Annotated in this window: 12 protein-coding genes and 1 pseudogene; 7 read left to right on the top strand and 6 right to left on the bottom strand. The window is 59.7% G+C overall.

All coding sequences use genetic code 11. The features are described from left to right. The 3 genes and pseudogenes from ACQ4V8_RS21570 to gluQRS all read left to right on the top strand — a co-directional run. A pseudogene (locus tag ACQ4V8_RS21570) lies at window positions 1-122 on the top strand (IS481 family transposase); the annotation flags it as partial. Window positions 123-285: 163 nt separating this feature from the next. Beyond that, a complete protein-coding gene (locus tag ACQ4V8_RS21565) occupies window positions 286-558 on the top strand; it encodes a hypothetical protein (protein ID WP_436572167.1) in 273 nt (90 codons plus the stop codon). A 122-nt stretch (window positions 559-680) separates the two neighbouring features. Next, a complete protein-coding gene (gene gluQRS / locus ACQ4V8_RS21560; RefSeq protein ID WP_436572166.1) occupies window positions 681-1,601 on the top strand; it encodes a tRNA glutamyl-Q(34) synthetase GluQRS in 921 nt (306 codons plus the stop codon). A 77-nt stretch (window positions 1,602-1,678) separates the two neighbouring features. Here gluQRS and ACQ4V8_RS21555 read toward each other — a convergent pair whose 3' ends face one another. Genes ACQ4V8_RS21555 through ACQ4V8_RS21545 form a run of 3 tightly spaced genes read right to left on the bottom strand, consistent with a single transcriptional unit; the run spans window position 1,679 to window position 4,447 of the window. Next, window positions 1,679-3,904, bottom strand: a complete 2,226-nt coding sequence (locus tag ACQ4V8_RS21555; RefSeq protein ID WP_010395359.1) for a TonB-dependent receptor — start codon at window positions 3,902-3,904, stop codon at window positions 1,679-1,681. Further along, entirely contained in the window at window positions 3,901-4,185 is a 285-nt protein-coding gene (locus ACQ4V8_RS21550; RefSeq protein ID WP_436572165.1) for a hypothetical protein, read from the bottom strand. The genes ACQ4V8_RS21555 and ACQ4V8_RS21550 overlap by 4 nt, the downstream gene beginning before the upstream one ends. Window positions 4,186-4,216: 31 nt before the next feature. After that, window positions 4,217-4,447 carry a hypothetical protein gene (locus tag ACQ4V8_RS21545; RefSeq protein WP_436572164.1) on the bottom strand — a complete coding sequence of 77 codons (231 nt, stop codon included), beginning with the start codon at window positions 4,445-4,447 and terminating at the stop codon, window positions 4,217-4,219. Between ACQ4V8_RS21545 and ACQ4V8_RS21540 the strand changes: the two genes are divergently transcribed. Both ACQ4V8_RS21540 and bla read left to right on the top strand, forming a co-directional pair. Next, a complete protein-coding gene (locus ACQ4V8_RS21540; RefSeq protein ID WP_436572163.1) occupies window positions 4,446-7,139 on the top strand; it encodes a hybrid sensor histidine kinase/response regulator in 2,694 nt (897 codons plus the stop codon). The genes ACQ4V8_RS21545 and ACQ4V8_RS21540 overlap by 2 nt on opposite strands. After that, window positions 7,132-8,025, top strand: a complete 894-nt coding sequence (gene bla / locus ACQ4V8_RS21535) for a class A beta-lactamase (protein WP_436572162.1) — start codon at window positions 7,132-7,134, stop codon at window positions 8,023-8,025. Before ACQ4V8_RS21540 ends, bla begins: the two co-directional genes overlap by 8 nt. Window positions 8,026-8,076: 51 nt before the next feature. On the opposite strand, the gene ACQ4V8_RS21530 is transcribed toward bla, so the two are convergent. The 3 genes from ACQ4V8_RS21530 to ACQ4V8_RS21520 form a co-directional block, all read right to left on the bottom strand. Further along, entirely contained in the window at window positions 8,077-8,517 is a 441-nt protein-coding gene (locus ACQ4V8_RS21530) for a DUF695 domain-containing protein (RefSeq protein WP_436572161.1), read from the bottom strand. Between the two features lie 38 nt (window positions 8,518-8,555). Beyond that, window positions 8,556-9,230 carry a hypothetical protein gene (locus ACQ4V8_RS21525; protein ID WP_436572160.1) on the bottom strand — a complete coding sequence of 225 codons (675 nt, stop codon included), beginning with the start codon at window positions 9,228-9,230 and terminating at the stop codon, window positions 8,556-8,558. 122 nt (window positions 9,231-9,352) lie between these two features. Beyond that, entirely contained in the window at window positions 9,353-10,519 is a 1,167-nt protein-coding gene (locus tag ACQ4V8_RS21520) for a hypothetical protein (RefSeq protein WP_436572159.1), read from the bottom strand. A 161-nt stretch (window positions 10,520-10,680) separates the two neighbouring features. Between ACQ4V8_RS21520 and ACQ4V8_RS21515 the strand changes: the two genes are divergently transcribed. After that, window positions 10,681-11,985 (top strand): MFS transporter, encoded by a 1,305-nt coding sequence (locus ACQ4V8_RS21515; RefSeq protein WP_436572158.1) that lies wholly within the window; start codon window positions 10,681-10,683, stop codon window positions 11,983-11,985. Between the two features lie 334 nt (window positions 11,986-12,319). Next, a complete protein-coding gene (locus tag ACQ4V8_RS21510) occupies window positions 12,320-13,900 on the top strand; it encodes an isocitrate lyase (protein ID WP_070345704.1) in 1,581 nt (526 codons plus the stop codon). Window positions 13,901-14,235 lie beyond the last annotated feature (335 nt).

The raw sequence follows: 14,235 nt of genomic DNA, 5'->3' as shown, positions 1-14,235 counted from the left end.
ACCACATTCCACAACGGGCCATCGGTGCCAAAACACCCATCCAGGCGCTCAAAGAATGGCAGCAAAAGAAGCCGGAACTATTCGTCAAGCGCGTTTATGATCAAACGGGACTGGACATGTAGGCACTCCAAGTGGAGTATTTAAAGGATATAATTCAAAAAATGGAATCACTTATAAGCTATGAGAAAAATCCTATCTTGTTTTTTTGCGATCAGCCTAGCTTTCATCAGCCCGAAAAGTATTTCCAGAGATCTTTCCGCCCCCAACACAAATGCGAGAAAATATATGATCAATACAGAAAATTCAGAAGAAAAAATCTCCGGTAAAAAATTTGAAATAATACTAATAGCTTTTAATGAATTCAAAAAAGAACAAAAAAATATTTATGATTTTGAAATATATATCCAGGACAACAGCGAAGATATTAAAATAACATTCGCACCAAATTTTGCACCTGGCGAAAAAATACTAGGTGGAAAAACATCATTGGGAAGATCCATCACTTATACCATTTCAAAAAAAACGAAAGAAATTATCAAGTCAAATTATCATAGATGACATCAGAAAAATTATTGACTGTTTGACTTGGTTTTCAAGCTGAACCATAATTCGCATTGACTGTCTTAAGACAGGCCATTCGGCGACATGATCAGCACTTCAGATGCAAAAAATATCCACGCATGCCCTTCCTAACCGCCCCCTACATCGGCCGCTTCGCCCCCTCTCCCTCCGGTCCACTGCACATGGGCTCGCTCGTTGCCGCCATGGCCAGTTATCTCGATGCGAAGGTGCATCGCGGCACGTGGCTGCTGCGCATCGAGGACCTGGACTATGACCGCAATGTCGAGGGTGCCGACATGGCGATCCTGGCCACCCTGCAACGCTGCGGCATGACGTGGGATGGCGAGGCGACGTGGCAGAGCCGCAGGCTGCCGCTGTACCAGGCGGCGCTAAAGCGCTTGCAGGACGCTGGCCTCGTGTATGCGTGCGGCTGTTCGCGCAAGGAGATCCACGATTCAGTGCTGCAGGCGGGTATGCACAAGCACGGCGCTGCCGTGTATCCGGGCACTTGCCGCCATGGCTTGGCGGCGGGCAAGGCGGCGCGGGCCCGGCGGTTGCGCGTGCCAGAGGGGCCGCAAGCCGTGTATGGCTTTGCCGACCGCTGGCATGGTGCGCAGCAGCAGGATCTGGCTGGCGAAGTGGGCGACTTCATCGTGCTGCGCGGCGATGGTTACTGGGCCTACCAGTTGGCCGTGGTGGTCGACGATGGCGTGCAAGGCATCACGCAGGTGGTGCGCGGTGCCGACTTGCTTGATTCCACGCCGCGCCAGCTGTATCTGCAAGAGCTGCTGGGCTTGCCGCATCCGGGCTTTCTACACGTGCCCGTCGTCAACAATGACAGCGGCGAAAAACTCTCAAAGCAAACGGGTGCGCTCGCCTTCGATACGGGCACCCACGCCGCCGAACTGCTGGCGTCGGCACTGCTGCCGGCCGCTCGCTTCCTTGGTCTCGACGTGCGCGCCGAGAACGTGGACGACTTCTGGCGGCAAGCCGTTCCCGCCTGGGCGCAGCGGCTGGCGCAACTTCCCGTACGCACATAAAAAAAACCCGCCACGGCGCGAACCGGGCGGGTAGCAATACAAGCGCCAGCACATGGCCGGCGCCTGGTATCGGGCAATTAGAAGTTGCCTTTAAATTGCACACCAAATTGACGTGGCTCATTGATGAAGCCCGTGCGGTTGTTGAAGTCGATGGCACCCGTGATGCGCTGGGTATCGGTGATGTTGCGGCCAAAAGCGGCCACTTCATACTTGCCGGCATCCCAGGTGTAACCTACGCGCAAGCCACCTTCGACCATCGCCTTGCCGGTGAACTCGGTAGACTCATACAGGAAGAAATTGATCTTGCTGCGGTAAGCCCAGTCCGTGAAGACGAAGAATTCGCCATGTTCCATCGGGATCGAATAGCGGCCCGTGGCGGTGATCGTCCACTTTGGCGCTTGCGGCAATGGATTGCCGTCGATGATGGCACGGTTGCCGGTGGTCAGCGGATCGGTCACGGTGCAGCTGCGGCACGTAGCCACTGACAGCGATGGATCCTTGATTTCCGTGAAGTTGTAGCTGCCGCCCAGCGACATCTTCAGGCTAGGCGTGACAAAACCTTCCAGTTCCAGTTCTGCGCCACGGCCATTCGTCTTGGCTGCATTGATCAACCGCGTGATGTTCGACGTACCGCCAACCACCGTCAGCTGCTGATTCTTCACCTGATAGTCATACACGCTGAAAGCAACGCGGGCGCGACGGTTGAACAGGTCGGCCTTAACGCCGGTTTCGAACGAGGTGATGGTTTCCGCATCAGCCACCGTCACGGGTACGTTTGCGCTGGCTGGGGCAATACTTGGTGCGCGGAAACCTGTAGCGATACGGGCGTAGAAGTTCACGTCCTTGTTGTACTTATACGTGCCGCTCAAGTCCCAGTTGACCTTGGCCTTGCTGACATCGGCGCTGGTCGGGTTGGCTTGCGGGGCGCTGCTCGGTTGCACCGTGTTGAAATCTTTCTTGTCCTTGGTGTAGCGCAAACCGGCGCGCAGCATGAAGTCATCATTGACGGCGTAGTTGACCGAACCAAACGTTGCCCAGGCCGAGTTCTTTTGGCGGCTGGCCAGGTGCGTGGTCAGCACATGCGTGTCGGCATTGAAGTTGTCGGTGAAACCGTTGGCATCTTCATTGAAGTAGTACACGCCAGCCTGCCAATTGAGCGGACCGGCATTCTTCGATTCGGCGCGGAATTCTTGCGAGTATTGTTTCACGCTGCTGATGCCGCCAGCCGTTTCCACCGGGAATGGAATCTTTGGCACCATGCCTGGTGCGCCACCGTCGATGTCGCCGTGCGACACATACTTGCCCACGCGTTCAAAACCGGTGATCGAGTACAGCTTGACGCCGTCGAGTTCCCAGCTCAGGCGAGCGCTGGCGCCGTTGGTGCGCAGCTCCTGGAAGTTCAGGGCATCGGTGTAGGATTTGGTCGGATCGAAACCGTCGACCAGGTCATTCGTGCCAAGCTTGATGGCATTGGCGAAGAACACGCGCGCGCTACCCGTGGTGCTGCGCTGATGCACATTGAACAGGGCGTTAAACGTGGTGTTCGGTGCATACATCAATTGCACGCGTTCGGCGTGTTCGTTGTAGCCGTCCAGCGCGTTTTTCTGGCCCGTGAAGGTGTTGTCGACGTAGTCGTCGCGGTGCTGGCGCAGGGTAGAGACACGCATGGCCCATTCTTTGCTCAGCGGCACGTTGACGGCGCCATCGACATTGCTGGTGTTGTGCGTGGCGGTAGAAACGTTGTAATAGCCCTCAACCTTGTCCAGGTTCGGCTTGGCCGATTCGAACTTGACCACGCCGGCAGGCGTATTGCGACCGAACAGGGTGCCTTGCGGGCCGCGCAGCACTTCCACGCCAGCCACGTCAAAAATCGGATAGCCCTTGAGAATCGGGTTTTCTTGCACGACATCGTCGTAAATCAGGGAAACAGGTTGCGATGCAAAGATATTGAAGTCGGTATTGCCATAGCCGCGGATGTAGAAGCGGGGGAAAGTGCGGCCGTTCGACGATTCCACATTCAGGCTAGGCACTTTGCCGGCCAGCACGCGGATATCTTGACCGCCGGACACCAGCACGTCGAGCTTCTCGTCGCGCAACAGCGAGACGGAAACCGGTACGTCGCGAATATTTTCCTTGCGGCGCTGCGCCGTCACGGTCACGGTTTCCAGCTGGCTGGCGGCAGGCGTCGTATCAGCAGCGACTTCATCAGCGTAAGCCGAGCCGATAGGCAAGGCAGCGGACAGTGCCAGCATGGCAGCGCTTTTGGCGCATAAACGCTGGTGCATCTTGGACATCTTGATCATGTTGTTTCCCAGAAGTTTAAAAAAAGAATTGCGAAATCTGTCTTCCAAGCTGTCTCCGGCTTATATTCGGCGCTGGCATTGTCTGCACCGTCATGGTGCAGCAGCGCGAGCGGATGTTTCCCCACCCTGGCGTCACTGGCTCTGCCCTGGCTGTCTTCCGAGCTGACAGCGGCGGCGGCCGCATCTCTGGGATGTCTGGTGAACACCAACTTTTGAGCAAGGCGCCAATTTAATGCAAGCGCCTTATGCGCTGCAAGAATATTGTTATGTAAATTCTTCATTCATATAGATAAAGCGGCGACTAGTGGTTAATCAGCCACAATAGCAGCCGCAATAGCGTTCTCGCCTTGCTGTTTCACCCGATAATTTGCCGTAAAGCGCGACTTTTTCTGCTGGCTTGCAGAAAGCAATATTAGCGTCCTGCAAGGCAGCCAAGAGGGTAAAAATAGTTGTAATATCGTTAGAAATGAGTTGCAAGGCCGCCCCATTACAGTGCAACGCGGCCCCCTGCCTCCCCCTTGCACCATCGTCGATCGCCTCCATGTCAGAACCGAGCCAACCCAGCAACGCCCTCCCGTCCTCCATCGCCGCCGCTCAGGCCGCACATTTACTGCTGGGCGCGCATTGCGACATCGTCTGGAGCACGAAAACCTTCGGTCAGTTCGATGCCGACCAACCATCCTGGCGCGCCTTCACTGGCCAGAGCGCAGCCGAACTGCTGGGCCGTGGCTGGCTCAATGCCCTGCATCCGGACGACCGCAACTTGCATTACGTCATGCCCTCGCATCTGACGAGCGTGTTCGAAGTGCAATACCGGCTGCGCCACGTCAGCGGCACCTATCGCAATATGGTCGTGCGCATGCTGCCGGTGCTGGCGCCCGACGGCAGCATCGTTGAATGGCTCGGTTCGCATTGCGACGTGACGCAGCAACGACAAACGGAACAGCGGCTGCGCCTGGCCATGCAGGGCGGCCGCATGGGTACGTGGGAAATCGACCTGGGCAGCGGCAGCATGGCCGGCTCCGACGCATTCAAGGCTAATCTGGGGCTGCTGCCAGCGCACCACATCGATTACGCGCGACTGACAGGCGCCATACTCGACGGCGACCTGCAGCACTGGCAAACGGTGGTGCACGCAGCCATCGCCAGCGCCAGCGATTTCGAGATCGACATCCGCGTGCGCTGGCCCGATGGCGCGCTGCACTGGGCGCACATGCGTGGCAGCTGCACCAGCGACGGCGCCGGCAACGTGATCGCCCTGTCCGGCATTTCGCTCGACCTGACGGCCAGCAAGAAAAACGAAGAAGCCCTGCGCCTGACCCTGGAGGCCGGTGACGTGGCCACCTGGAACTGGGACATCGTGGCCGATCGCGTCACGGCAGACAGCAATATGGCGCGCTTGTTCCCCATGCATGCCGGTGCAGACGAGGCGGCGCCGCTGGCGCGTTACCTGGATATCATCCATCCCGATGACCGCGAGCAAGTCAGTGCGCAGATTACCCAGGCGGTGCAGTCGCACACGCCGTTCGAGGCCAACTATCGCATCACTACCGGCGATGCCCAGTACCGCTCGGTCATCGCGCGAGGCCGCGCGGAATACGCCCCCGATGGCACGCCCTTGCAATTTCCTGGCGTCTTGCTCGACATCACGCGCCAGAAACAGGTGGAAGATGCGCTGCGCCGCAGCGAGGAACGCTATCGCACCCTGATCGACTTGATGGACCAGGGCTTTTGCGTCATCGAAATGCTGTACGACGAGCAGGGACACCCTATCGACCTGCGCTACCTGGAAGCCAACCCCGCCTTCGTCAAGCAGTCGGGGCTGGACAACGCCATCGGCAAGACCATCCGCAGCTTCGTGCCCGACCACGACCAGCACTGGTTCGACCTGTACGACCAGGTCCTGAAAACCGGCGAGCCCGTGCGTTACGAAAACGCGGCCGTGTCCATGGGGCGCTGGTTCGAAGTCTTCGCCGCGCGCCTGGGTGGCCCCGGCAGCCGTCTGCTAACGGTGCTGTTCAGCGACATCAGCGAGCGCAAGCGCTCGGAACAGCAGCTGCGCCAGCTGGCCGACAACCTGTCCGAGATGGACAGGCGCAAGACGGAATTCCTGGCCACCCTGGCGCACGAACTGCGTAACCCGCTGGCGCCCATCCGCAACGGCTTGCAAATCATGCGCCTGGCCGCTGACAAGCCCGCCACCGTGGCGCGCGTGCGCGACGTGATGGAACGGCAAGTCAATCAAATGGTGCATCTGGTCAATGATTTGCTGGACGTGGCCCGCATCACGCGGGGCCAGATCGAACTCAAGCGCGAACGCACGGACTTGAAAACCATCATCGCCAGCGCCGTGGAAACGAGCATGCCCTTGATCGAAGCGGGTCATCATCAGTTGCAGGTAGCGCTCGATGCACAGGCGCTGCCACTCGATGCCGACCCCACGCGACTGGCGCAAGTGCTGGGAAATTTGCTCAACAATGCCGCCAAGTACACGCCGGCCGGCGGGCACATCAGCTTGCGCGCGATACGCGATGGCGAGCAGGTATTGATCGAGGTCAAGGATAGCGGCGTAGGCATTCCCGCCGAGTCGATCGCCACCGTCTTCGACATGTTTACCCAGGTGGGACAAAACATGGGCAGGGCTCAGGGCGGCCTAGGCATCGGTCTGTCGCTGGTACGGCGCCTGGCCGAGCTGCATGGCGGCAGCGCGACGGTGGCCAGTCCCGGCGCCGGCCTGGGCAGCACCTTCAGCGTACGCCTGCCCCTGCTCACGCAAGAGAGCGCCGCAGCCATCACGCCGGCCACGCCCGCCAGCACAGCAGCTAGCGCACGCTTGCGCGTGCTGGTGGTGGACGACAATATCGATGCGGCCGAGACCCTCGCCGCCGTGCTCGACATGACGGGCCATGCCACGCAAGTGGCCCACGACGGCGCGCAAGCGCTGGCCGTGGCGTCGCATTTTTTGCCAGACATCATCTTTCTCGACATCGGCTTGCCCGGCATGAACGGCTACGAGGTGGCGCGCGCGTTGCGCCAGATACCGGCCTGCGCCAACGTCGTACTCGTCGCATTGACGGGCTGGGGCGCCGAAAACGACCGCAGCCAATCGAGCGCGGCAGGCTTCGATCACCACTTGACCAAACCAGCCAACCTGCTCGCCATCGGCGAACTCATGGCCACCCTCGCCAAACCTACAACACCAACAACACCAACAACACCGACCGACCATGACTGAATCGCCAAACCTCGTCCGCCGCCACCTTGTGCTGGCCAGCGGCGCAGCCCTGCTGTGCCCGACACCACTGCTGTTTGCCGCGCCCGCCACCGGCGTCACCGCCGCCCAGACGCAGTTAGCTGCGCTGGAACAGGGCGCAGGCGGACGCCTCGGCGTTGCCGCCTGGCGCCACGGCAGCGCACAGCGCATTGCCTATCGCGCCGACGAGCGCTTCCCCTTGGCCAGCACCTTCAAGGCCATGCTGGCGGCCGCCGTGCTGGCCCGCAGCGTCAGCCAGCCTGGCTTGCTGGAGCAGCGCGTGCGTTACGAAAAGAAAGAGCTGGTCAGCTATTCGCCCATCACGGAGAAGCACCTGGCCGAGGGCATGAGCGTGGCGGACCTGTGCGCCGCCACCTTGCAGTACAGCGACAATAGCGCGGCCAATTTCTTGATGAGATTATTAGGCGGGCCGCAGGCGGTGACGGCGTTTGCGCGCAGCATCGGCAATACGCTGTTCCAGCTGGAACGCTGGGAAACGGAACTCAATAGCGCCATTCCCGGCGAAGTGCGCGACACGGCCAGCCCTGCATCGATGGCGCACAGCTTGCAGCAATTGTTATTGGAGCATAGCTTGCCGGCAGTGCAGCGCCAGCAACTGGACGCCTGGATGCGCGGCAACACAACGGGCGACAAGCGCATCCGCGCAGGCGTGCCTGCTGGCTGGCAGGTAGCCGACAAGACGGGCTCGGGCGCCTACGGCAGCGTCAACGATATCGGCGTCGCCTACCCGGCCAGCGGCGCGCCGCTGGTCATCGCCGTGTACTACACGCGCGAACAGAAAAACGCCGACACCAACGAGGACATCATCACGGCCGCCACGCGCATCGCGACGGCCGCGCTGGCCTGATGCGGTCGAGGGCGGATAAAACCGTCGCAAGCGGACGCGCAGCAGAGTGGATCAAGTCGATGGCGGCAGTGCGGCCATGAAACCCGCATACGTCGACCAGGCGGAATCGGCCGCGCTGCGAATTTCAATCGGGAATTTCGGGCGCGACGCCAGCGCCGTGTTCAGGCGGTTGAAGAACTCTTCGCCCGACTGCGTGTAATAAATCCATTCGCGCAAGTTCTCACCCGTCGACACCAGCGCCAGAGTGGCGAAGCCGCCCTCTTCCACCACGGGTGCCAGCGCCGCTTCCAGCTCTTCCATATGCTCGCGCTCGTTCGGTGCGGGCATGCCCGTCTCGTCCTCGTAGCGCCAGGCGATGATGATGCGGTCCGGCTGCGACGACAAATCCCAGTCGTCATGGAAAGCATCGACATAGCGGTAAATGATGGCCATCTCATCACTATGCGTGACGATGGTGCCCCAGCTGCGGGCGGAAGTGGAATTCTGGTTCATGGTTGCAACAGTCAAAAAATAAATCGAGGATGCGCAGCTTACAGCACTGGCGGACAAGTCACATCCCAGGCGTCATACTGGGCCCCGCTCTTGCGCAGCCAGACGCGGGCGTAGCTGTCGCGGTCGCTCTTGAACACCAGTGCATAGCGCTCTTCGGCACGCGGCGCAGCGGCGCCCACATCGACGGCCGCCAGCACAAACTTCAGCGCGCGCAAGGGGGCGCAGGCGGTGTTGCCTGCCATGAGTAAGCGCGCCCGCTCCAGCAACGGCTTCTGGTGTAACAACACGCCTTCAAGTTCGGCATCGGCAATGCGCTGCAGCATGCGCACGGGTTCGGCCACCGCGCGGCAGGTGCCACGGTCCAGCCAAGCGTAATACTCGATGCCCGCCTCTTGCCAGCGCGCCTGCTTGCCCTCGCCGTGCAGCACAAACTTGCTGCGCTGCGCCCGGCACAGCGCGCCATGACCGCGATACGGCGGCGTTTCCACGCTGCCCACCACTTCGCTGCCGCCGCTACCCACCACAGGCACGCTTTCGAACACGGTGCGCGCAGCCGGCGCGCCCGGATATTGCTGCTTATAAAAGTCCAGCAAGGACGCGCGCTGCGGTGCATCCCCCGCCACCACCTCGGCGGCACTGGCAGACAGGCATGTGGCCGCTACTAGCCACAGCGCAAAGAGGCGCACGATATATCTTGGCAGCGATACTGGCATGGCATTCCTTCAATCCGAGTTCAGGGGCGGGTGTCGCCCAAGCGCAGATTATATAGTTAGCAGCTAATACAGCGAGCCGCAGGTGTCAGGACGTGCGCCTACTGGCAAAATCGGCTTGATCTTTAGTCCGACCTTGTCTTGCTGTCCAATACTTCCATCAAGCTTTGCCGCTTCGCCAGCAAAGCGGGATCAAGCTTCGTCCATTGCTCCAGTCGCAAGGCATACGCAGGCGTCATCATCCAGCCAAACACTTCAGCCTTGTCTTCCTCGGGCCCATACGCGGCGTACAGGCTGACGATTCCCGCTTGCGGGTGGCCCAGGTTTTGGAAGCCCTTGCCGTAGGCCGTGGCGCCGCCCTGGCCGTAGGCCGTGCCGGGCGGGTTCAGGGCCAGCCAGGCGGGGTCGCGGTAATAGAAATCGTTGAACAGGCGGTATTCGATGAAGTGGTAATACTCGTGGTGCACGCGCAGCTCCATGCCCGATGGGCACATCGCGGCCAGCAGGTTGTCGGCGTAGACGACGCTGTCGATCTCGGGCGCCGGCATGGCCAGGCGGCGCTGGCCGTCCACGCTCAAATCCTTGACCAGGACGACGTGGCGCAAGCCTGTGCGAGCGAAGACGCCGGCCGGGTAGCGTTCCATGGCCGGCAAAACGATACTGAGCAACAATTGCAGCCCGGCGCGGTCTTGCGCCGAGTCGCTAAAGGCATGCGCCTCGCTGCCGGGCATGGCCAGGGTCCAGGCGGGTGCCAGCTGCAAGGCCGCCAGGCGCGCCGTGGCGATGGCCTGCAGCTGTGCCAGGCTGGCGTCCTTGGGCGCGACGGGCGCATAGCTCACGTTCCAGTCGCATTCGCTGCGCAGGCTGTCTTGCTGGGCGGCACGCTCGAACGCTTGCGCCTCAGCCGCCGATGGCGTGGATGGACCGACGCTGGCGCAAGCACACAGCAAGAGAGCGGCAAGACAGGACAGCAGGCGGCAAGCAGGCATGGGATTTTTCACAGGTATCAAAAAAGGACGCAATCGCTGCGCGCCATTGTACAAGCTGCAAGTTTCGCTGCGCATCAGCGCAACTAATTCTTGCAGAAATTCCAGCCGATGACGCTGGCGTGCAGGCCGCGCCACACGCGTAAAACCGCTGCTTTCAGCTAGGCCGATGGCGGGCGCCAGCTTGCTGCTCGACGCCAGGAACAGCAGTTGCGCGCCGCTGGCCTCGACAGCGTAGAAGGCGCGTTCGATCAGACGGCGCGCGATGTCCAGGCCTTGGCGGCTGCCCACGATCATGCGCTGCATACCTTATTTTTTCCAATGAAGTCAACACTGATGATAGCGGCGTTGTATTCAGTATCACCAGGGAGCCCCCCGCGCACGGCCCCTTGCGTTAGCATTTACTCAAGCGACGGAAATGAGTATGCTTGGATGGCAATATTCCATAAAACATAAGAACGAGACACATGCCTACTTCCAACACCGCCGCAACCAACGCCGCAAGCCGCCCCCTCAACTCTCAAGACTATAAAACCCTGTCGCTGTCCGCCTTGGGCGGCGCGCTGGAGTTCTACGATTTCATCATCTTCGTTTTCTTTGCCAACGCCATCGGCCAATTGTTCTTCCCGCCGGAAATGCCGGAATGGCTGCGTTTGCTGCAAACCTTCGGCATCTTCGCCGCCGGCTACGTGGTGCGTCCGCTGGGCGGCATCATCATGGCCCACTTCGGCGACTTGCTGGGCCGCAAGCGCATGTTCACTCTCTCCATTCTGATGATGGCGGTGCCGACCCTGCTGATCGGTCTGCTGCCCACCTACGCCAGCATCGGCCTGGCCGCCCCGCTGCTGCTGCTGCTGATGCGCGTCTTCCAGGGCGCCGCCGTCGGTGGTGAAGTGCCGGGCGCCTGGGTGTTTGTGTCCGAACACGTACCCAGCCGTTTCACCGGCTTGGCCTGCGGCGTGCTGACGTCCGGCCTGACGGTGGGCATCTTGCTCGGTTCGCTCGTGGCGACGGGCTTGAACACCATCTACACCCCGCAGGAAATCACCGATGGCGCCTGGCGCTATCCCTTCCTGCTGGGTGGCGTCTTTGGTTTTGGCGCCATGTATCTGCGCCGCTGGCTGCATGAAACGCCGGTCTTCGCGGAAATGCAACAGCGCAAGGCGCTGTCGACGGAAATGCCTTTGAAAGCGGTACTGCGCAGCCACCGCGGCGCCATCGCCGTATCGATGCTGCTGACCTGGATGCTGTCGGCCGGCATCATCGTCGTCATTTTGATGACGCCAGCCCTGCTGCAAAAACTCCACCACATCGCCCCGCGCACCACCCTGCTCGCCAATAGCCTGGCGACCCTGTGCCTGGCCACCGGTTGCATCATCTCCGGCATGCTGGCCGACCGCCTGGGCGGCAAGCGCGTGATCTTCGTCGGCTCCATGCTGCTGGCCATTTCCACGTATGCTTTCTACACCACCATCGGCAGCCGTCCCGACCTGCTGCTGCCGCTGTACGCGATAACGGGCCTGTGCGTTGGCGTCGTTGGCGCCGTGCCCTACGTGCTGGTGCAAGCGTTCCCGGCCCAGGTGCGCTTTTCGGGGCTGTCGTTTTCCTATAATTTGTCGTATGCGATTTTCGGCGGCCTGACGCCCGTGGTCGTCACTCTGATGCTGAAAAACAACGTGTTGGGCCCCGCGTATTATGTGATCGGCGTGTGCATAATCGGCATGCTGACGGCGCTCTTCATCAAGGACCAGCGCCAGACGGTCGGACGCTAAACCAGCCGCCTGCGGCCAGCGCCACCTTCGGGTGGCCTTTTTTTGGCGCCGATTTGTCGCGCTGCACCAAAATCTGAAAAGGCGTTTCACATCGCGAAATCCTGAACATCAAACTCAGCCATTCACGCTCTCACTTTTTGAAAAACCATTCCATATCGCGAAAAATATAAATTAAGTCATTGAAAAATAAGGAATAAATTTAAGTTATATGTCTTATATAAGACTTGAACATCGGTGTCAATCGGCCTACTATTTAGTCATGCAGTTCGCATCAAAACACATAGCGGCGTACTCGACGATTTTCTCAAACTTAGTTTTTCTTTAGGAGATACACATGTCCCAATATCAAGACGACATCAAGGCTGTTGCCGGTTTGAAAGAGCAACAAGGTAGCGCATGGAATGCGATCAACCCCGAGTCCGCCGCCCGTATGCGCGCCCAGAACAAGTTCAAGACCGGCCTGGACATCGCCCGTTACACGGCCAAGATCATGCGCAACGACATGGCTGCCTACGATGCAGACCCATCCAAATACACCCAGTCGCTCGGTTGCTGGCACGGTTTCATCGGTCAACAGAAGATGATCTCGATCAAGAAGCACTTCAACAGCACCGACCGCCGCTACCTCTACCTGTCCGGCTGGATGGTCGCCGCCCTGCGCTCCGAGTTCGGCCCGCTGCCAGACCAGTCCATGCATGAAAAAACCGCTGTCACCAGCTTGATCCGCGAACTGTACACCTTCCTGCGCCAAGCCGATGCGCGCGAACTGGGCGGCCTGTTCCGCCAGCTGGACGCAGCCCAAGGTGCTGACAAGCAAGCCATCCAGGCCAAGATTGACGGCCACGTCACCCACGTCGTGCCCATCATCGCCGACATCGACGCCGGTTTCGGCAATGCCGAAGCCACTTATCTGCTGGCGAAACAGTTCATCGAAGCGGGTGCTTGCTGCATCCAGATCGAAAACCAGGTGTCCGACGAGAAACAATGCGGCCATCAAGACGGTAAAGTCACGGTGCCGCACGAAGACTTCCTGGCCAAGATCCGCGCCATCCGCTACGCTTTCCTGGAATTGGGCGTGGACGACGGCATCATCGTCGCCCGCACCGATTCGCTGGGCGCCGGCCTGACCAAACAGATCGCTGTCACGACTGAAGCGGGCGACCTGGGCGACCAATACAACTCCTTCCTCGACTGCGAAGAAGTGTCGGCCGATGCGCTGGGCAATGGCGACGTCATCATCAAGCGCGAAGGCAAGCTGCTGCGTCCAAAACGCCTGCCAAGCAACCTGTTCCAGTTCCGCGCCGGTACCGGCGAAGAGCGTTGCGTGCTCGACTGCATCACCTCGCTGCAAAACGGCGCCGACCTGCTGTGGATTGAAACGGAAAAACCGCATATCGCGCAAATCGGCGGCATGGTCAGCGAAATCCGCAAGGTCATCCCGAACGCCAAGCTGGTGTACAACAACAGCCCATCGTTCAACTGGACGCTGAACTTCCGCCAGCAGGTGTATGACATCATGAAGGCCGACGGCAAGGACGTGTCCGCCTACGAACGCGCCCAGCTGATGAGCGTGGAATACGACCAGACGGAATTGGCGATCACGGCCGACGAGAAAATCCGCACCTTCCAGGCCGACTCGGCCCGCGAAGCCGGCATCTTCCATCACCTGATCACCCTGCCAACCTACCATACGGCCGCCTTGTCGACCGACAACCTGGCCAAGGAATACTTCGGCGACCAAGGCATGCTGGGCTACGTGGCCGGCGTGCAGCGCAAGGAAATCCGCCAGGGCATCGCCTGCGTGAAACATCAAAACATGTCCGGCTCGGACATCGGCGACGATCACAAGGATTACTTCAGCGGCGAAGCGGCGCTGAAGGCGGCGGGTAAAGACAACACCATGAACCAGTTCTAAGCTTTAGGCTTTGGCTGTAGAGTGAAAAACCCGCTTCGGCGGGTTTTTTTTCGTTTGCGCGTTGCGTAACGAGAGGGGGATTCGAATCTTCACTGAGAGGCCGCAGATATGCTGAATTTTGGCGATTCAAAATTTGAGCGTGCCCCGAAACACACCCCGTATGGCGACATGCACTAAGAGTTTTGGAAGCTTCTGCTCGACGTTGAGCTGCACCCGCGAGGTAAGCGTAAAGCCAGCGCCGTCTTTACCTCGACTACTCCTGCCAGCATGATTTGAGGTTGAGACACAAATCGATTGTGTCCACAAACTCGATTATGGACACAATAATTCAACCA

It is taken from the genome of Janthinobacterium paucivorans (assembly GCF_051380805.1).
GTDB classification, from domain to species: Bacteria; Pseudomonadota; Gammaproteobacteria; order Burkholderiales; family Burkholderiaceae_D; genus Janthinobacterium; species Janthinobacterium lividum_D.
The sequence above is the reverse complement of the archived record's forward strand: the minus strand, read 5'-3'. Positions and strand labels throughout refer to the sequence as shown.

Coding starts and splice junctions, on each gene's coding strand:
- ACQ4V8_RS21550 (WP_436572165.1), bottom strand. CDS start 4,185: ATGAAGAATTTACATAACAATATTCTTGCAGCGCATAAGGCGCTTGCA.
- ACQ4V8_RS21565 (WP_436572167.1), top strand. CDS start 286: ATGATCAATACAGAAAATTCAGAAGAAAAAATCTCCGGTAAAAAATTT.
- ACQ4V8_RS21515 (WP_436572158.1), top strand. CDS start 10,681: ATGCCTACTTCCAACACCGCCGCAACCAACGCCGCAAGCCGCCCCCTC.
- ACQ4V8_RS21520 (WP_436572159.1), bottom strand. CDS start 10,519: ATGCAGCGCATGATCGTGGGCAGCCGCCAAGGCCTGGACATCGCGCGC.
- gluQRS (WP_436572166.1), top strand. CDS start 681: ATGCCCTTCCTAACCGCCCCCTACATCGGCCGCTTCGCCCCCTCTCCC.
- ACQ4V8_RS21540 (WP_436572163.1), top strand. CDS start 4,446: ATGTCAGAACCGAGCCAACCCAGCAACGCCCTCCCGTCCTCCATCGCC.
- bla (WP_436572162.1), top strand. CDS start 7,132: ATGACTGAATCGCCAAACCTCGTCCGCCGCCACCTTGTGCTGGCCAGC.
- ACQ4V8_RS21545 (WP_436572164.1), bottom strand. CDS start 4,447: ATGGAGGCGATCGACGATGGTGCAAGGGGGAGGCAGGGGGCCGCGTTG.
- ACQ4V8_RS21555 (WP_010395359.1), bottom strand. CDS start 3,904: ATGATCAAGATGTCCAAGATGCACCAGCGTTTATGCGCCAAAAGCGCT.
- ACQ4V8_RS21525 (WP_436572160.1), bottom strand. CDS start 9,230: ATGCCAGTATCGCTGCCAAGATATATCGTGCGCCTCTTTGCGCTGTGG.
- ACQ4V8_RS21510 (WP_070345704.1), top strand. CDS start 12,320: ATGTCCCAATATCAAGACGACATCAAGGCTGTTGCCGGTTTGAAAGAG.
- ACQ4V8_RS21530 (WP_436572161.1), bottom strand. CDS start 8,517: ATGAACCAGAATTCCACTTCCGCCCGCAGCTGGGGCACCATCGTCACG.